At 46.1% G+C, this 18,411-nt stretch carries 17 protein-coding genes; 16 read left to right on the top strand and 1 reads right to left on the bottom strand.

The window, feature by feature from the left end; all coding sequences use genetic code 11:
* The first annotated feature begins 706 nt into the window (after nt 1–706).
* From QMF38_RS06400 to QMF38_RS14805, 5 genes are all read left to right on the top strand, one after another.
* The gene (locus tag QMF38_RS06400) at nt 707–952 is read left to right on the top strand and encodes a hypothetical protein (RefSeq protein WP_072872932.1); all 246 of its coding nucleotides are present in this window, start codon (nt 707–709) and stop codon (nt 950–952) included.
* A 63-nt stretch (nt 953–1,015) separates the two neighbouring features.
* Nucleotides 1,016–1,258, top strand: coding sequence for a hypothetical protein (locus tag QMF38_RS06395; RefSeq protein ID WP_281758953.1), 243 nt, complete (start codon nt 1,016–1,018; stop codon nt 1,256–1,258).
* Between the two features lie 326 nt (nt 1,259–1,584).
* On the top strand, nt 1,585–2,643 hold the full coding sequence (locus QMF38_RS06390) for a DUF262 domain-containing protein (protein WP_072872934.1): 1,059 nt from the start codon (nt 1,585–1,587) through the stop codon (nt 2,641–2,643).
* Nucleotides 2,644–2,730: 87 nt separating this feature from the next.
* Nucleotides 2,731–3,033, top strand: a complete 303-nt coding sequence (locus QMF38_RS06385) for a hypothetical protein (protein WP_281758952.1) — start codon at nt 2,731–2,733, stop codon at nt 3,031–3,033.
* 18 nt (nt 3,034–3,051) lie between these two features.
* Complete coding sequence (locus tag QMF38_RS14805; RefSeq protein ID WP_390854207.1) at nt 3,052–3,504, top strand: DUF3888 domain-containing protein; 453 nt, start codon at nt 3,052–3,054, stop codon at nt 3,502–3,504.
* Between the two features lie 122 nt (nt 3,505–3,626).
* Here the strand turns inward: QMF38_RS14805 and QMF38_RS06380 are convergent, their stop codons facing one another.
* Nucleotides 3,627–4,103 carry a hypothetical protein gene (locus QMF38_RS06380; protein WP_281758951.1) on the bottom strand — a complete coding sequence of 159 codons (477 nt, stop codon included), beginning with the start codon at nt 4,101–4,103 and terminating at the stop codon, nt 3,627–3,629.
* Between the two features lie 715 nt (nt 4,104–4,818).
* Here QMF38_RS06380 and QMF38_RS06375 point away from each other — a divergent pair.
* The 11 genes from QMF38_RS06375 (at nt 4,819) to QMF38_RS06325 (ending at nt 18,402) form a co-directional block, all read left to right on the top strand.
* On the top strand, nt 4,819–5,334 hold the full coding sequence (locus tag QMF38_RS06375) for a hypothetical protein (RefSeq protein ID WP_281758950.1): 516 nt from the start codon (nt 4,819–4,821) through the stop codon (nt 5,332–5,334).
* Between the two features lie 110 nt (nt 5,335–5,444).
* The gene (locus QMF38_RS06370) at nt 5,445–5,666 is read left to right on the top strand and encodes a YbaK/EbsC family protein (RefSeq protein ID WP_281758949.1); all 222 of its coding nucleotides are present in this window, start codon (nt 5,445–5,447) and stop codon (nt 5,664–5,666) included.
* Nucleotides 5,667–5,881: 215 nt separating this feature from the next.
* A complete protein-coding gene (locus tag QMF38_RS06365) occupies nt 5,882–6,610 on the top strand; it encodes a hypothetical protein (protein WP_281758948.1) in 729 nt (242 codons plus the stop codon).
* 154 nt (nt 6,611–6,764) lie between these two features.
* On the top strand, nt 6,765–7,427 hold the full coding sequence (locus QMF38_RS06360) for a hypothetical protein (protein ID WP_281758947.1): 663 nt from the start codon (nt 6,765–6,767) through the stop codon (nt 7,425–7,427).
* 1,819 nt (nt 7,428–9,246) lie between these two features.
* Complete coding sequence (locus tag QMF38_RS06355) at nt 9,247–9,693, top strand: helix-turn-helix domain-containing protein (RefSeq protein WP_072872947.1); 447 nt, start codon at nt 9,247–9,249, stop codon at nt 9,691–9,693.
* A gap of 77 nt (nt 9,694–9,770) precedes the next feature.
* Nucleotides 9,771–10,739, top strand: a complete 969-nt coding sequence (locus tag QMF38_RS06350; RefSeq protein WP_281758946.1) for a hypothetical protein — start codon at nt 9,771–9,773, stop codon at nt 10,737–10,739.
* Between the two features lie 240 nt (nt 10,740–10,979).
* Complete coding sequence (locus tag QMF38_RS06345; protein ID WP_072872949.1) at nt 10,980–11,558, top strand: restriction endonuclease subunit S; 579 nt, start codon at nt 10,980–10,982, stop codon at nt 11,556–11,558.
* Nucleotides 11,559–11,569: 11 nt separating this feature from the next.
* Nucleotides 11,570–13,108 carry a type I restriction-modification system subunit M gene (locus QMF38_RS06340; RefSeq protein WP_281758945.1) on the top strand — a complete coding sequence of 513 codons (1,539 nt, stop codon included), beginning with the start codon at nt 11,570–11,572 and terminating at the stop codon, nt 13,106–13,108.
* Between the two features lie 15 nt (nt 13,109–13,123).
* Nucleotides 13,124–14,521, top strand: a complete 1,398-nt coding sequence (locus QMF38_RS06335; protein ID WP_281758944.1) for a restriction endonuclease subunit S — start codon at nt 13,124–13,126, stop codon at nt 14,519–14,521.
* A gap of 43 nt (nt 14,522–14,564) precedes the next feature.
* Nucleotides 14,565–17,666: a type I restriction endonuclease subunit R gene (locus QMF38_RS06330; RefSeq protein WP_281758943.1), complete on the top strand. Its 3,102-nt coding sequence runs from the start codon at nt 14,565–14,567 to the stop codon at nt 17,664–17,666.
* Nucleotides 17,647–18,402, top strand: coding sequence for a M48 family metallopeptidase (locus QMF38_RS06325; protein WP_281758942.1), 756 nt, complete (start codon nt 17,647–17,649; stop codon nt 18,400–18,402). The genes QMF38_RS06330 and QMF38_RS06325 overlap by 20 nt, the downstream gene beginning before the upstream one ends.
* The last annotated feature ends 9 nt before the right edge of the window (nt 18,403–18,411 follow it).

The following is an 18,411-nucleotide window of genomic DNA, read 5'->3' as shown; positions in this document are numbered from 1 at the left end:
TAGGGGTTTTTCCAATCACGTTGGTCGTCATTGGAAAGAGATGCCCATCCTTCATGAAGATTCCTGCATTTTAGTTGCACGACGATCAGACTTCCACTATCCAGAAAAGGTTGAGTCATAGCTACAGATTCGCATTTCCCCTGTGCCGCAGGGCACTGTTGAAAATCATCCACCCAAGCCCCGCCAGCAATAAAGGTAGCATTTCGCAACAAGAGCCTCGCTGACCCGATGGGTCATCTTTTGACCGTCTTTTCCTTAGATAAGCATTCAGAAAATCAGAGTTCATTATGGGGAACCAAAAAGTTGTTCTGGCTGAGAACCTCCACTATATATAAAGCGATTCGAGAACAACTTTTCGGTTCAATTCTATCATAACGCGATTCTGATTTACCTCAATGGACGACCAGGAACAACTTTTGGTCAACTGTGGTGACAGCGATACACGAGGTCATTTCCTCATGCTGATACGTCTATCATTTACGTTTAACGGCGATATTGGACATACTCTTATGCTGTTCTTAGGGGCTAAACTCGTGGAGTACCATAGCCATCCCAGGTCTAAATCTCATCTTCGCGTCGCGTGGACTCTACATTCAAATATCTACAAAGTTCAACGCTCCTCCCTTTACACGGTGGGTGCATGCTCATTCCACATTCATGCTTTTCGCATATGGTGTGGGATAAAGCACTTGTGGGGGTGGAACGAATGGACGAGGTGTTACAGGAAGTTTCTCGTCTTGAAGCCGATACACGCCACGATTTAGCCATATTCCTGATCTTATATTTACTGGTTGGTCTTGACCTATTTTCCATCAAGGACGAGAAACAGCGGGAAAAGATGACTGCCGCATGGGTTTCCTGGGCAGTCGTATTCGTGTTAATTGGATTTTTCATCCTTGCCCCAGCAAGAGCGGCAGAGGAAATAGCAAGAACGAGGAAAACACTTGCTTGAGTGGAGGTTTGGAGGTGACTAAAAGCCCCACTTTGCCGAACGGTGTGCCATACAGATGAAGAGATGACAATCATTGCTACAAGTGCCGTTGTGTTTTTGACGATCTTCATCCTGATGTGGGGGCTGTTACCAGAACACTTCATTAAGAAAATCAAACCAGCGATGCTCACATTCCGTATCTCACAAATCATGCTTAGTGTATTAGTTATCATCCCTGAGAAGGAAAAGCACGCCTCCGTAAAGCATCAGATTGAAACGAATGCCCACCGTGCCGTGAAGGCGTGGAAAATGGTACAGACGGCATGATGCGATCTCAACATGAAACAACTAAATCGGTCCATGAAAAAACTCCGATTGTTTTACCCCCTGTCACCACCAGCGAAGTTCCTATTATCCCCGTCCTTGACGCTTAATGCCTCCGCCGCGATACAACTTGCATGTGCTTCAAACTGCGCCCTGTTCGGAATCAAAACATTTCCTCTGAATTCCCTCGAATAAAATCTCCCTTGTCCCTCGCCTTTTACGTTATAATACCGATGAAAAATGTTTAGAACGTAACCGTATTGAGTTTTGCCCTCAGGTATCATTGTGGGGGTGCAACAGAATCATGATTCTGTCAGGGAGTGACGTTGATGAAGGCATCGAAAGTCAAACACAAGGTCTCGCAACTGCAACGCATGTATAAGGGGAAAAAGCTGTCCTTTGATTTGGCGATACAAAGAAAGGGAAACATCTGGGACGTGAAACGCCAGTCGATGTTTATTCATAGCGTGCTTGCTGGCTACCCGATTCCCAATCTATTCGCCACCAAGGACGAGAACGTATTTTACCTTCTGGATGGGAAGCAACGCCTGTCCAGCATTTTCGCTTATCTCAATGACGAATTTGCACTCTCTTTCACACAAACGCCCAAGCCCAATGTGAATGACATTGACGTAGAGGGATTGACATTTAAGCAATTGCCAAAGGAGTTTCAGCAGAGAATTCAGGAGTACCAATTTGAAATTGACGTGGTGGAGGAGATCACTCAGTCGGAGATAGAAGACATCTTTTGCCGACTCAACAATGGTGTCCCACTTCGCCCCATTGAGACAACCAGGGCGATGCTCGGCAAATCAGCATTAGAGTTCGTGGAGAGCCTGGCGAAAGTTCCATTCTTCACGGATAAGGTGAATCTGTCGAAAGCGGCGAGAAATCACTTCGTCGATCAAGAGTTGGTTCTGCAAATCCTCGCTCTACTCAACGACCCTCTAACGGGATTTAGCAAGAAGGAAATGAAAGAGTTTGTTGAGAAGCTACGTGATGATCATCAGCGTGATCGATTCAAATCACAATTCAATAACGTCTGCTTTTACCTGAATGAAGCCTTCCCCAGCGAGAAAGAAAAGCTCTTGCGGAAAGTGCATATCCCTATGCTGTTCAAGTTGACGCTCGACATGCAACACAGAGGGATAGAGATTCCTGCGGAGATGTTTGGGGAATGGGCGAGAGGGTTTTTGAATGCTCCACCTGAAGCGTATGTAGAAGCGTATAGTTCAGGAAGCGCAAAGAAGGAAAATGTCCAGAAACGGCTGAGAATCATGACCGAGGAATTCGAAAAGCATTTCAATGTCAAAGTCCGCGACGAAGTGCCGAATGCGGGTGACGAGGTAGCGGTGAGCGTGGAGACGGTTCAAGAGCAGGGCGAATGAGACAACGGATAGACAAAAGGTCTCGTTTGGGGGGGGGGGGCAGGATAATGCCTGCTCCCTTCGCCCTTAATACGGAGTGAACTCGTTATGAGTATCAAGTGGATTCATGGGCGTTACAAAGAAGACAGCAGAGTCTTCGATTCACAGTGGGAAGCCGAAGAATGGGCGGATTCACTATACCCCGATATCGTTGGTGAGGGGTTCGTCAACGTCGGATATGCTACGCCAGATCAAAAAGTCGTGGACTTTCTGATCCGACAGATACCGCGTTGGGCGGAGTTTTTGAAAATGCACAATCCTTCAATGCCAGCCGTAGCCGTGCACTCATCGACTGACGTGGTGGCTGGACAGCCACGCTACAAAGTCTGGATTGAGCCTCGGAATGATTAAGCCCCACTCGTGCAAAAGATGGACTGTCGTTTCCAGGCAGACAGCGAATCCCTTCCGTCCGTCGCGTTATGCCCTTCATTCCTGAACAGTACAGAAATGCTTAATCCGTACATCCAACATGCGATATTCGACCATTATCGGGAGCATCGCAGTTTTGGGCTTTACCAGGCACAGTTTAAGGACATCAAACGTTTGTGTGAGAAGGGACAGTTTCTTTTCGAGGCGACAGTCGTTTTGGAGACTTGGGAGGGACCGCATCGTCCGCCATTCGGCTTAGAAACGATCACTCTAACCAACTATCTCCATATGATTGGCACGAGCGGCTCACCAATCCACATCTTGAACTATGTGCATCGCGACTTGTCTCCGACCGCACCGAGCAGGTTGCCAGGTCGGAGGAATTGCCAATATAGCGGGGAATCGGGCGTCAGGAAAAGGTTACAGAACCGTTTTTTTGTTCAAGTAACGTAACCATTTTTGTTTAAGGTTACTGAAACATTTCTTGCTCCATTTCAGATTATGGTTCCGCTTAAGCATTAGGAGACCCTGCGTTTAGGGTCTCTGTGTTGGATTTGCGGCTGTGTCGGAATAACTCAATCCACCAAGGTAGGCTGTTTTTGAATGACTTCCACTTTACCTGCATCCAAATCGAAAATGAATGCGATGTCGAATTTCCCTTCGTGATAGTGCGCCGCAGAGTCGGAGAGCAGAGCCATAGTTTGCCCATCCCGCTTGCTGATTAGTTTGGAAACTTGGGAGTTGATCAGGTTGTTATTTCGTCTTACATCTTGGTATAAGAACTTCAGGACACGCCTTATATTCTCTTCATACCCATCGACTCCACGCTTGAACAAGTTAATGAGATAAATACCGTCACCGTCACCAATCATCTCCTCAAAGGTTGTCCACTCAATATGTGCAAAGATGTCCGCGGCATAGTCGATATCCTTGCTCCGAATCATATCGAGAACCTTTTCCTTTCGGGGTGTATACTCCTCCATATTGGTGTGCCAGGTACAGCCCTTGATCGTCCCTTCATGCTGAAATCCAACGAAAATAGCTGTGTCCATTGTTAATTGATTCCTCCTTCTTCTGGTTTGATTCCAATCTATCACGGTGTCAAGATTTAGTCAGCCGTTTTTATGTCGGACAGTGTTCGAGGGCGGAAAGTAGTACAGGTAAAAGACAGGATTGAGTTGGATAGGGTTAATGAAATGTATACATAAATGTTTAAGTTTATGGATACGTTCATGGTTCCATTTCAATAAGCACTTTCGGTTCGGTATATTGAACCTGATACGTATTTCGTCCCTTGAAATCTTCCGCCCGAATCCCTTCATAGAATTCGATTGATCAACTGTTTTCCATCTGCTATCCTCAAATTGCAAGGCTCCCCGCGCGTCACGGAGAGATTAAACCGAGAATATGGCGCACAGGTAATGAGTGGTGGGGCAAGATGGAAGTGAAAAGAGGGATGCTATTCCCAAGCCCGTTTTACTGTCCCTGCCTCAAAAAGTCGTGTGACTCACCGCCGTCAAGTGTGAGAACCAGGTTGAATCATTTGGAAGCAATAGAAACGGAGACCCCCTGCCGTTGATAAGTGGGGCTGAAAAAAGATTTGTCCGAGGGTGGCGAGAAGCCGCCTTTTCGTCGTTTCAAGCAGGGAGTAGGCGTTTCTCTGCCCGCCTTCCCAGCGAAAAGGGGAACTGCTCATGAAAGAACAACAAGGAATCTGCCGAAACGGATTGTAATGCTTATACGTCTAACTCTAAAAGGGGAGATCTTGTGAAATATGTAGTGGTGTTGACTTTGCTCTCCTCGGTTTCACTTGTTGGTTGCGGAGATGTGCCGCAAGCAGTTGTAAAACCAAGTCAACAAACTGTACAGTTCCCAAAAGCGACGGACATTCAATATGTGTATGTTAATGCGGGATTGGCGGCGATGTCCTATGCGCCGAAAAATCAATCAGAGACGGTGGCACAAATTGAAAAGTGGTTAGCGACAGCTAAACCTGTATCTGTACAACTTCCGCCACCTCCCAACCCACCAATCGAGACAAATGCCAATACAAACCCTGCGGTGCTCGAATTGAAGTTGTCCTCTAAACGCCAAATTTTTGTAAGTCCGACATTTTACATGTCGGGACATTCGCAGGATTTGAGCAAGGTGTATCACTTTGTCGATGGTGTGATATCGTATCAAGTCGAAAATAAAACAGCCTACTTTAAAGACCCAAACCTATATAACTGGTTAAAAAACGATCAATGGCAAAGACAGTTCAACACCAAGTTAGCACAGTGAAGTGGGTTATCCCTTCGTCGCAAGCGAGGCAAATCTTTAAGAAGCTTGACCCATCCAAACTGCTATGGCGATATATTGAAATCCTTGTTCTCCATTTTTAAGTTGTGGAAATGCGATTTGGGGTGGCGGATTTTGTGCGCGAACGCACGGGATTTGTCATAGGCGGAGTTCCTCCGCTCGGTCACAAGGAGGCTATCGCCACTATCATTGACGAAGACCTCCTTCAGTTTCAAACGATCTGGGCGGCGGCAGGACGTCCGAAAGCGGTATTCGAGTTAACACCTGATCAACTGGTTGGAATGACCAAGGGAAGGGTGATGGCGATAATCTAAAGTTGGTGGGGACAAGTAAGATAGGGTGATTTCCGACGTTTCAAGGTGAATGTATGGATGGTGTATGTCAAATGTGTTTTATGCGTGGCACGCTTATTGTAGAAACGGGCAGGAACACTCCATTGTTGTGCATGGAACACTCCAAAAAATGGAGTGTCACTTCATGAGACGTAAGTTCGTCTTATTGGTATGAACAACAAGGAGGAATTTTGTAAATGAAACACAAACAATGGATAACTGCTGGATTGGCATTAAGCATTGTTGGAATGGTGGCAGGGTGCGCTACTGGAAACAGTTCAACTCCTGTGACGAATAATTCTGCGTCAACAAATTCAACTCAATCTGTAACAAACAATACTGCTCAACAAACGAATAGCACGACGGTGAACAACACTACGGGCAACACCAATACCTCAAACCCAGCAGGTAGCAATGCAAATTCACACTCTTCTGGTTCTGTGACGACGCAATCTGGAGGCAATGGGCAACCCTTAAACGCTCTTACTTATACGAAGAGCCAATTGTCGCAAATCAAGCAAACAGCGAAAAACCAAAGTATTCAAACCCCATACGCCTTAAGTAAAAGCGGTGGGAACAGCGGCGTATATAAACTTGCTCAAGTATCGGGTAAAAATAACGTCATGAAATTGACGTATGAAAACATCACAGTGTACGAGGCAACGTATTTCGATAACATCAGTAACGCACTACAAGCACTGGCAAAGGGAAATAAGATGGATCAAGAAAGCAGTCTAACGCTCAGTAACGGTCAAAAAGCACAGTGGTGGAAAATCACGTATAGTTCGGGAAGCATTGTTTATATCCTTACAGTACAAATGAATAACACATGGATTGCATTGATGCCACCAGCGTCACAAGCCCCTCATAAACCACTGACTCAGGCAATTGCGGCAACCCTTACACCAGTTTCATCCATTTCATAACGGATGTGTCAAGAACGAGAGGCGACTTTTAACCTTCCGTTCTTGCGCATAAGGGGGCAAATGTTTAAGAAGCTTGACCCATCCAAACCGTTGTGGAGATATAGTGCGCTCCTTATTTGGAACCTTCATACTGCGATTGAGGTGGATACGACACATGGATGACGATATGACGAACCCTCATGAATCCCTTCTGCCTGCACACCCCGCTGAATATGACCGCTTTGCTCGGGAACTTGAAGAGCGGTTATATGATGGTTGCAGTGTAACGTTCACAGTTCCTTATCAGATTAGCGCTACATTGGCTCGTGACGTCCTGAAGCGGCTGGAAGCGCGGGGATGTTACACAGCGAAGATAGACCTGTCTAACGTTTCAACGATTGAGGAATTGGCATTTCGCTTGCTAACAGGTATTCTTCAATTGCGGATTAGTATTATTTCCCTACTAAACTCCTCCTTCAGCGACTTGATAGAGAGCCTGTCCCGACCTGACATCCGTGCCAACATACAAGACGTTGTGGACGTTCCATATTTGCGGAGTGTTAAGGAAAGTCCTCTTGAACTCCTGGATGAAGCTGTTAGTCTCCTGCAACGTATCCCTGAGCAATCGGACAGGCGGCTGGTCGTCTGGTTCCACGAGTTTCAGATGATCGAGAAGATTGACGACCTCTTGCTGAAGCGGCTCCGCGCCCACTTTCAACATCAGACCCATGTAAGCTATGCGTTTGTCGGAAGCGATCCTGATGTGATGAGGATGTTATTTGCCGACCAGAGTCAGGCGTTTTATAGGTTTGCTGTGATGTTGCAGTATGCAGGGTGAAGAAAGGGAGCAGATAGTAGGGGCTTCAGTAAATGGCGTTTAGACAGCAAAACGGTACATCGCGGAACTTTACAATTGCTGAGATGCAGTTCATCCATATCGCGTCAATTACTTGTCGTTACATCACGATGGTCATCGTGGACAGGACTGTCTCATACCCTTTCTTGAGCGTTTTGAAGCATCATCACCATCCGCCTACTGCACCCACATGGCGACTGCCTGCACGACCGCCACTCGTCCATATCACAAGACTCACCGCACCCACAGGATTGGGCGAGACGGTGCCTCTCATCCAGTTTGGGAGGGGTATGGGGGTGTTTGTTGACCTATAGGAAAAAACGTGAAAGAGATAGAATTGAAACTGCAAAAATGGCAAGGGATTTGAGATAACCCCTCCACACACCTCCCGCTGTCTGAATACAAGCCATCCCACTCCGCGTGGATGTTGCGGTGGCGGCTGAGTAGCGGGCGAAGGCGGGAAGTCACGGAGGAGAAGGTCACGACACAATGATGCGACTGTACGTGTTGTGTAGGATTTGTTCGGGGGTATGCAACGTAGAGGACTGGTACACTCTCAGACTTGAAGCCCATATACCAAACATCACGTTTTCCTCCGTTGCGATGACAACTCCAGAGGCACCCGATTTCTAATCGATTCTGCGCTCGCAATACATCCCTATGTTTACGTTTCAATACCAGTAACCATTTTTGTTTACTGATTTGGAAATTGAATTGCTTGTTTATTTGTAGAACTTAAAAGTCTGAAATCCCTTGTGGCAGTAGAGAAGATCGACCCAAACAACTTTCGGAAAACATAAACCTGTATATGTGAGAAAAAACACATGGAAAATCACTGGGAATGGGACGAACAAACCATAGAGTTTTGTGCCAAAGTAGAAGGGCAGAAGAGTGCTAAGGTTTCATGACCAATTGCAAAGGTTGCGAAACTGCATTGGTATTGATAACTGCGGTAAGGGAAAAGACGTGTCTCAATCAACGCAAATGGGACATGAGAGCATTACGGAAGAGCGTGGAGTCGATGGTACCCTTTTGGCGGGCGGAGGTCTAAGATAGCAGACAACGCTAAGAGGTGACTCCTGGTGCCGAGGTGCCCTCATCGACCTGCCAGGGTTGCCTACGGTTAAGGACAAAACCGTTTATCAATCAACGCCTTCGCGGTGGGACATTGGAATTCGTCAGCAGAAACATGCTGAACTGCAGGTATGCAGGTTTGTAAATACCACGAGGGAAACGGAAACTCCGAGGGTGGCTCAGTAATTCAAGGGATTGTGGGGTATACAGCATCCAAGTCAACCTCGAACGATAACCTTGCCTCATGACGGTGACCCATGGTGCAGACTGAACGCAACGTAACAAAGTCCCCTCGAACTGTGGATGAAGTTGTGACTTCCTCTTGCGGCTTTGTACCAGCCATTCAGCGTTGAGCAACCACCCTAATGGGGCTGTCTAATTTCAGTATATGTAATTGTTTATGGTTCAATTTATGTAAACATATCAGGTTCAAGTTGTGTGCCTGTTTATGTTTGATTTTATGGATATAGATATGTTTTCTGGGATGGAGTATAAGCGTCAAGACATGCCTTGGGTATCGCAGTCCTGAGCATTCGAATACCCTACAATCTGGATACTGATTTTCAGCCTTCGCAATACACATCTCTGCCGTGACCTCACTTTCCCTTGAAACTCTCTCCTTCTTTCAACTTCCACTGAATAATTCGTGAGTCTCCCAACTATAAGAAAAGGATTCACCCATACACCAGGATTCCCACGCGGGAAACATTGCAGGAGGCGAACAGATGTGAGTAATGATCATGGCAAGCGTGAAATCCCTGACTCGGTAGGGGCGCGGATTCGGTATCTGAGGAAGCAACTCAATCTCTCCCTGAAAGATTTGGAACGTATGACGGGGGTATCGCCGAGCTACATCAATCGACTCGAAAAGAATCACAGAAAGGCTCCGAGTGTGCCAATCATCTACAAGCTGGCACCCGCCCTTGGGGTCTCACCCCAGGAACTCATGGAGATGACCGAAGAGGAACAGAGGGAAAAAGATGTGATCGAGCTTGTTCTCACACATCATTACACCATCTGCAACGGTATCCCAGCGACGCAACCCATGAAGGACGGTCTTGCTGAAATGTTGCAGACGGTGATGAGCAGTGATCTTGATGGAACGAACAAGGTGCGGGACAGCATCGTGATCATCGAAAAGGTGCGGGAGTTTCTGAAGCTGATTAGGGAATAACCGTGAACCAGGTAGAGAGGACTCCTTGATAGGGTTTCTCTCGTCATTGTTAAAGGAAACACAAGGAGGCTCATCCTATGAGTTTAAAAGGAAGTGAACGTGAGTTCATTTTTTCGCTGTACTTGAAGGAGCACAAATCCATTTTGGAGGATGTTATGGGGCGAGGGATGACAAACCCGTTGCTTGAATCGTATTGGCAGGGATATAAGCTGGATCTGTTCGGTTATGACAGGGCTATGGGGACGCCCGTCATTGCAGAACTTTGGCTTGGCAAATCGGACACCTACCACCAGGAGCGGCTGTTGAAGCTGATCGATGTGCTGGATGAAGGAACGATGTTGCTGTACCTGGCATTTGCGTTCCAAGTCGCGCACGTTCGGGAATTGGAACAACGAGTGGGGAGCAGTGGTAAACCGATTAAACTACTGTTGGTTCGGATTACAGATGAGATTATGGAACCGCTTCAAAAGCTCAATTCGATGCACAAGTTGGAGGTATATGGTTCGTTGGGGTTGTTGCGTGAAGTTCCGAATCTCCTTCGGGTCGTCCAAACCGTTGAACATCCGCTATACAGGCGCCTGATCCCAAAGCCCATCCCCACTAATCAGGCTTTCGACTTCAAAAAGCGCGTGGATGTGAATCGCTACTTGCTGTATCGATTGCGGGAGGCGGTACCCAACTTCTTGCCACTCCAACGAGAGAAGCATTTTGTCGGGGACAACGCCACGCTTATCCTTGGCGGCGGGCGTACAGGGATACAGTTCTACATCTCAGCAAGGAATCGACGCAACCTGGCGTTTGTGGAATTGAGATTTGACGAAGCAAATCGTGAGTTATTTCAACTGTTCGTGGCGAAACCGTGGATTTTGAGGGAAAAGATTGATGAAAGGGTCAAGGTTCAAAAGAATACCATTAGCTACCATTTCAAGGTGTTGGACTCGGTGGAAGCCACTGTGGATGAATTGGTGCGGATCTTCAGCAGGATGATTAAGCACATTGGTTATCCGCTGTTCGATATCTTGCAATATGAGCGTCAGATGGCGTGATAGAGTAGAGAGGAGGGCAAAGGCGTTGGGATAACCAACGCCAATACATAAAAAACAAGCCTCAGATGCCTATTTCTGCGATACTGCCCACCATTCTCGGCGCTTCCTCCTCACTACATGTTGATCCTCTCGCAAGCTTGGTAAATTATACTTGACCACGAAGAAATAATGTTATATTGTTTATTTGACAACAACATCGACGATGCAAAATTGTATATTTAACATGAGAGGAGGGGGCGAATGAAGCTTGGTCAAGTAGCGGGGATTAAGACAGGGCTGGTGCTGACCCGAAAAAAAGCGGAAGTGGACTACGATGTGAAGGCGCAATATCGGTTGGTTACGCTGAAGAACATCAGTCTTGACGGAACATTCTCCGATGAGGCGTTCGAGTTGTTCCAAAGCAACGACGAGTTGGACGCCGACCATTTCACTCAGGTTGGTGACATATTGGTTAGGCTGAGCCATCCGTATACGACGGTTTACATACAAGAGGAACAGCAGGGATTACTCATACCGTCGTACTTTGCTGTGATTCGTTTGTATTCCAGCGTCGTCGCACCTGCTTTCGTAGCTTGGTATTTGAATACTGAACGTGTAAAAAATGAATTGCTTAAACATCAAACAGGGACGAACATCCCGACCACCAACAAGAGTGCTCTTGCACAGGTGGATATCCCTCGTGTGCCGATTGAGAAACAGCGGATGATTATTGAACTCAATGCTTTGCACCAAAAGGAAATAGGGCTTTATCAACAATTGATCAAGGAGAAACAGAAACTCAATACGTTAGTGACTTATACGATAGCGAACATAAGTTGAGGAGGATTTTCGTGACAGACCAGAATGAAAATATTCAAGGTAAGATCAACAACATCCTTTGGCAAGCCTGTGACACGTTTAGGGGCAAGATTGACTCCAGTATCTACAAAGACTACATCCTTGTCATGCTATTCGTGAAGTACCTTAGTGACACCTATAAAGAGAAGTTGGATGAGTACAAGGATCGTTACAAGGGCGACGAGGAACGGGTCAAGAGGGCAATGTCGCGAGAACGGTTCGTCTTGGACGAGATTTCGACGTTTGACTATCTCTACTCGCAAAGAAATAACTCTGAAATTGGCATGATTATCAACAAGGCATTGGAACACTTGGAGAATGAGAACACAGGTAAATTGCGTGGCGTGTTCAGGAACATCGACTTCAATTCAGAAGCGATTTTGGGCAAATCGAAAGAACGCAATGCTATGCTCAAAACGCTCTTGGAGGATTTCAACAAACTCGATCTGAGACCCTCTGTTGTCGGTCACGACGATATCATCGGCAACTCGTATCAGTATATGATTGAACGGTTCGCCAGCGATGCGGGTAAGAAGGGCGGGGAGTTCTTCACTCCCTCGATGGTTTCAGAGCTATTGGCGCGATTGGTGAAGCCGCAGGAGAATGATCGCATTTACGACCCGACATGCGGATCAGGTTCGCTCTTGATTCGTGTAGTTAATCAAGTACCGAATCGGAAAGTAGCTGTCTACGGGCAAGAGCGTAATGGTCAAACGCACTCGTTGGCGTTGATGAATATGTACTTGCACGGTATTGACGATGCGAAGATTCTGTGGGGAGACACGTTGTCGAACCCGCTCCATCTGGAAGACGGCAAACTCATGAAATTCCAGGTAATTGTCGCGAATCCTCCATTCTCTCTGGATAAATGGGCGATGGGCTTCAGCGGCGACAAAGCTGATGACGATAAACCTTTCAAGATGGAGGCAAGTCTCGACCCGTATCGGAGATTTGAGTGGGGAGTTCCACCAAGTTCAAAGGGGGATTACGCTTTTGTTCAACACATGCTTTACTCGCTGGCGGAGAATGGGAGAATGGCAGTCATCCTTCCCCATGGGGTACTGTTTAGAGGCGGCACGGAACTCAAGATCCGTCAGAAAATCGTCGATCTAAACTTGCTTGATGCGGTCATTGGACTCCCCCCAGGACTGTTCTTTGGAACGAGTATTCCTGCATGTGTCATGGTGTTTAAGAAAAACAGGAAGCGACGAGAGGTTCTGTTCATTGATGCATCAGGTGAAGGGCGTTATGAAAAAGGGAAAAATCAGAATTTCCTCAGGGAAGACGATATCAAGCAAATTGTCGATGCTTATGATAAATACCTATCCAAGGAAAAGTATTCCTATGTGGCATCCATCGATGAGATTAAGACGAATGAGTACAACTTGAACATTCCGCGCTATGTGGATTCCTTTGAGGACGAGGTTGAAATAGACATGGAGCAAATCAAACGGACTATTGCGAGTCTCAAGAAGCAGATTGAGGATTTAGAAGATGAAATGGAACAACACTTGAAATTGTTGGGACTTTAACAAAGGGGGATAAATATGGTGTTGATGGAACGTGCTAACAGTTCATTCAACGATGCGAAAATGCTTTCTGGTTGGAAAACTTTAAGTTTAGAGGATATCTGTGTTGATAAGGGACTTATAAGGGGGCCTTTTGGAGGGGCATTAAAGAAGGAGTCGTTTGTTCCAACTGGTTATAAGGTGTACGAGCAGAAGAATGCCATCTACCAAGATGCTCAATTGGGGGACTACTTTATTAATGGAGAGAAATATGAGGAGCTAAAGAGGTTCGCAGTTGGGGCGGGAGACTTTATCGTAAGTTGCTCAGGCACTATAGGACGCATTTTTAGGATACCCGAAGGTTCCCCGATGGGGGTTATCAACCAGGCTCTTCTTCTAATCAAGATTGATCACCGAAAGATCAACAGCGACTATTTTTATCAATACTTTCAATGGGATGGTTTCCAGCGTCGGATTATTGATAGTACACAAGGCGGAGCAATGCCTAATTTGGTCGGAATGGGCCTTTTCAAGAAGACGACCCTTGCTGTGCCTCCTCTTGACGAGCAACAGCGAATTGCGAAGGTACTCGCAACCTGGGATAAAGCAATTGAATTGAAACAAAGGTTGATTGAACAAAAGAGGCTACGAAAGACGGGATTGATGCAACATCTGTTATCGGGCAAAGTGCGTTGGAATGATGGAAGTAAATTCTCGAAGGAAGAGATCAAGGCAAGAATCGACATGATAGATGATGGAATGGTTCCTGAGGGATATCACCAAACGGAAGTTGGCATAGTGCCAATTGAATGGAGCGTCAAGCGGCTTGATGAGCTATTTACATTTGAGGGTGGATATCCAGCCACCAGAGCAGACTTGTTTCAAGGTGAGGACGGAATATGCTACCTACACTACGGCGATATTCACACCAGTGTGACTGACTTCGTGGATGTTGAAGCGCAGTTCAATACCATTCCCAAAATATACGTTCCAATCGAAAACGTCGTACAGAAATACCTTCTACAACACGGTGACATTGTGTTTGCCGATGCGTCCGAAGACTACGATGGCATTGGTAAATCATTGGTTGTATTCAATAAAACCTCGATTCCGTTCATTGCAGGGCTACACACCATAATAGCGAGAGACAAAACTCGCCTTCTTGATAACGTGTTTAAGAGGTTCTTCTTATCTAATCACGCAGTTAGAAAGCAAATGATGTTTTATGCAAGCGGAATATCAGTGTACGGATTGAGTAAGCGCAACATCGGCAACATCTTGGTGGCATTGCCAGAGAGATCAGAGCAGAAGCGAATTGCTGTAATCCTTGCCTCGTGTGACAAGGAAATACGTCTGCTCGAACAAGAATTGGAAGCCCTTAGGCGACAAAAGACGGGACTAACGCAACTTCTCTTTACAGGAAACGTTAGGGTTTGAATCGACATACTTTACTCTGTGCAACACATAGGAGGATGGTAAGATGCCATCGGCAGAGGATTTTAATGAAGAGAATATCAGTCAGATACCAGCAGTTGAGGTCTTACGAGGGTTAAAGTACACATATCTACCTGCGAAGGAAGCAGAAAAGATGCGGGGCAACTTGCATCAAGTTCTCTTACGAGAGGTTCTGGAACAGCAACTCCGAAAGAACACTTATGAGTACAAGGGTGTTACCTACAAGTTTAGCGAGAAGAACATTCAACAGGCAATTCGTGATTTAGATGAACCATTGACGGACGGACTTGTCAGAACTAACGAGAAGATTTACGAGTCGCTGATGTTGGGGAGGAGCTACTCGGAGAACCTCCCCGATGGCTCCAAAAAGTCTTTTTCCCTTCAGTACATCGATTGGGATCATTGGGATAACAACGTATTTCACGTGGCTGAGGAATTCTCCGTAGAACGAATGGACGGACGAGAGACAATTCGACCTGACATTGTATTGTTTGTCAATGGGATTCCGTTTGCCGTGATAGAGTGCAAAAAGGCTTCCATCTCGATGGATCAGGGAATCAGCCAGATGCTTCGCAATCACGGTAAGGATTATGCCCCACAACTGTTTAAGTTTGTTCAGATTATCATGTCCACCAACAAGAATGAGACCCAATATGCAACATGTGCTACTCCGAAGAAATTTTGGACTGTGTGGCAGGAGCAAGATGAAGCATGGCTCCAGGAACAACTGAGCCGAACGGTTCATGACCGTCTTCCTACTACGCAGGACAAGAACATCATCTCGTTGTTCCATCCTGAACGGTTACTGGAACTGACTAAATATTTCATCGTCTATGATAAGGATGTCAAGAAGATCGCAAGGTATCAGCAGTATTTCGTCATTAAGGAGATCATTGACACCATTCTTCACGAGACGGATGAACATGGGAATCGTCAAGGTGGGGTGATTTGGCACACCCAAGGTGTTGGGAAGAGCCTGACCATGGTGATGCTTGCGAAATACATTCTGTCTGAACTGACCCAGTATAACCCGAAGGTGATATTGGTTACTGACCGAAAGAACCTGGACAAACAAATTCATCGTACTTTCAATCATTCCAGGCTTAAGGCAAGTCGTGCGACGACAGGAAAACACCTGGTCAGCCTGATCAACGATAACAGCGCGGATATCGTTACCACACTTGTCCACAAGTTTGATACCGCATCAGGGCAACAGCAAAAAATTCTATCCAAGGACGTGTTCGTACTCGTCGATGAGTCTCATCGGACACAGTATGGTGAGTTACACTTAAAAATGAAACAGGTGTTCCCGAACGCTTGCTATTTAGGCTTTACAGGGACACCTCTGTTGCGGAAAGAGAAAAATACCATCGTGAAATTCGGGAAGATGTTCCGACCATATACCATGGCAGACGGTGTTCGGGACAAGATTATTGCTCCATTACTTTATGAGGGCAAGATGGTTGATCAGACGGTTAACCGAAAAGCCATCGACCTCCGCCTGGATATGATCACCCGACACTTGAACGACAAGCAAAAAGAAGAGGTCATGAAAAAGTGGTCGCAGTTTGAACGGATTGCATCATCGGATCAGCGGATTAAGTTGATCGCGTTCGATATCAACGAGCACTTTCTAAAGCACTACAAGACGAAGGACATCCACTATACTGCGATGTTGGCTACCAACACCAAACTTGAAGCCGTTCGCTACTTGGAAGCCTTTGAAGAACTCGGTGACTTGAACTGTGCTGTTGTCATTTCACCTCCCGATCAACGTGAGGGTTACACCGAAGTTGATGAGGCATTGGAGGACAAGGTTCAGCAGTTCTGGAAGAAGATGATGGACAAGTATGGCGACGAGGACAATTACGAAGATAGCATCAAGGATGAGTTCGTAAACGGGGATGAGCTTGATCTGTTAATCGTCGTAGATAAGCTCCTTACTGGCTTTGATGCGCCCAATGTCTGCGTCTTGTACGTGGATAAACCCCTCAAGGAGCATAATCTACTGCAAGCCATCGCAAGAGCAAACAGGCTGTACGAAGGAAAAGACTACGGTTTGATCATCGACTATCGTGGGCTGTTGACCAAACTGGATGAAGCGATGGAAATGTATGCTGGAGCGGGACTGGAGAACTTCGACCCCAAAGACTTGAAAGGTGCCATTTATGATGTCATCACCGTTATCGGGGATCTGCGCCATTACTACACGGAGCTTGTGAATATCTTCATTCCAGTGAAGAACAAGAACGATGTAGAAGAGTACGAGGTTCTGCTTGCAAACGATGAACTGCGAGAACACTTTTATTCCGTTTTAAGTTCGTTCGGGAGAAACCTGGGTATCGCATTAGAGTCCGAAGCCATTTACAACGCTCTCGGTGCGGACGAACTCAATCGATACAAACGCGACTTGAAGTTCTACCAGGAACTTAGAAAGAGCGTGAAGCTCCGCTACAGCGATTCCATCGATCACAAAGAATATGAAGCCAAGATGCAGATGCTCATGGATAACTATATCTCGGCAGAGGATATCATCCGCATTACAAATCCCGTGGACATTATGGATGAGAAAGGCTTTGAGGAAGAATTGAAGCGTCTCAAATCGCCGAGAGCAAGGGCAGATGCCATCCGAACCAGGTTGTCCAAACGGATTAACGCCAAATGGGACGAGAATCCAGCTTATTACAAGAAATTTTCACAACGCATCGAAGAAACCATCAAATCCTATAAAGACCAGCGGATTAGTGAAGCTGAATACTGGTCAAGAATGCAAGATATCATGAGGGACTTTCGCAAGGGCACTTCGGGCGTTAGTTACCCCTCTAACCTACGAAGTAATGTCAATGCCCAAGCTTTCTACGGCGTTGTACTGGGGGTGTTCCAAGAATCCAATGAAGTGAACTACAATCAGGAATTATTGGGTGAGTTGGCACTCAAAATTGATCAAATCATTGAAAGCCATAGTAAAGTTGACTGGCATGACAACATCGAGGTGCATAATCGAATCGCCCAAGAATTGGACGACTTGCTCTATGATTTCGCGGCAGAGCATCACTTTGATCTTGATTTTGACCAGATCGACAAAATTATCGAAAGTGTGAAAACCGTTGCCTTACGACGATACTAACAAGACAAATGGTGTGGAGCTTCATCAGGTTGAGTATGGGGATCAGGTGATCAGGTTCACGTTGGAGAGGAAAAACGTCAAAAACGTGAACCTCCACATCAAGCCAGACATGACCGTTGCAGTCTCAGCCAATCCGAGCGTACCTCTTGAGTTTATTCTGGATTTCGTAAAACAAAAAGGACCTTGGATTATGAAAAACGTTCACTATTTCAAGGATGTGCAACCAGAAAGTGAACGGAAACGGGAATTCGTCAGCGGTGAATCATTTCAATTCCTCGGAAAGCAGTATCGGTTGCGGGTTGAAGAGGCACAAGATGAAGGAGTAACGCTTGATGGTGGCTTCATTTATCTGAGGGTAAAGAACGTAACTGATACCGTCAGGAAGAGGAATTTCTTTGACCAGTGGATGAGGGAACAGGCTAATGGTGTCTTTTCCGAGTCTCTGGAGAAAGTGTATTTGTCACTACAAAAATACGACATTCCAAAGCCAGAAATTCAGATTCGCACCATGAAGGCAAGGTGGGGGTCGTGCTTAAGGGACTCCCACGCCATTCTTCTTAATTTCGAGTTGATCAAGGCTCCGAAGTACTGCATAGAGTACGTCATTTTACACGAATTGACCCACTTTCTTCATAAGAACCATAACGAGCGATTTTATGGTTTTCTGAGTGCGTTGATGCCTGATTGGGAAAAGCGTAAAGCCATTTTGGATGAAGAAATAGTCCGTGATTTATAGAGACTGGCG

The organism is Alicyclobacillus hesperidum subsp. aegles, from assembly GCF_027923525.1.
Lineage (GTDB): Bacteria > Bacillota > Bacilli > Alicyclobacillales > Alicyclobacillaceae > Alicyclobacillus > Alicyclobacillus aegles.
Note: the sequence above shows the minus strand (reverse complement) of the source record. Positions and strands in the feature narration are given on the sequence as shown.

Coding starts and splice junctions, on each gene's coding strand:
- QMF38_RS06400 (WP_072872932.1), top strand. CDS start 707: ATGGACGAGGTGTTACAGGAAGTTTCTCGTCTTGAAGCCGATACACGC.
- QMF38_RS06395 (WP_281758953.1), top strand. CDS start 1,016: ATGACAATCATTGCTACAAGTGCCGTTGTGTTTTTGACGATCTTCATC.
- QMF38_RS06390 (WP_072872934.1), top strand. CDS start 1,585: ATGAAGGCATCGAAAGTCAAACACAAGGTCTCGCAACTGCAACGCATG.
- QMF38_RS06385 (WP_281758952.1), top strand. CDS start 2,731: ATGAGTATCAAGTGGATTCATGGGCGTTACAAAGAAGACAGCAGAGTC.
- QMF38_RS14805 (WP_390854207.1), top strand. CDS start 3,052: ATGGACTGTCGTTTCCAGGCAGACAGCGAATCCCTTCCGTCCGTCGCG.
- QMF38_RS06380 (WP_281758951.1), bottom strand. CDS start 4,103: ATGGACACAGCTATTTTCGTTGGATTTCAGCATGAAGGGACGATCAAG.
- QMF38_RS06370 (WP_281758949.1), top strand. CDS start 5,445: ATGCGATTTGGGGTGGCGGATTTTGTGCGCGAACGCACGGGATTTGTC.
- QMF38_RS06365 (WP_281758948.1), top strand. CDS start 5,882: ATGAAACACAAACAATGGATAACTGCTGGATTGGCATTAAGCATTGTT.
- QMF38_RS06360 (WP_281758947.1), top strand. CDS start 6,765: ATGGATGACGATATGACGAACCCTCATGAATCCCTTCTGCCTGCACAC.
- QMF38_RS06350 (WP_281758946.1), top strand. CDS start 9,771: ATGAGTTTAAAAGGAAGTGAACGTGAGTTCATTTTTTCGCTGTACTTG.
- QMF38_RS06345 (WP_072872949.1), top strand. CDS start 10,980: ATGAAGCTTGGTCAAGTAGCGGGGATTAAGACAGGGCTGGTGCTGACC.
- QMF38_RS06335 (WP_281758944.1), top strand. CDS start 13,124: ATGGTGTTGATGGAACGTGCTAACAGTTCATTCAACGATGCGAAAATG.
- QMF38_RS06330 (WP_281758943.1), top strand. CDS start 14,565: ATGCCATCGGCAGAGGATTTTAATGAAGAGAATATCAGTCAGATACCA.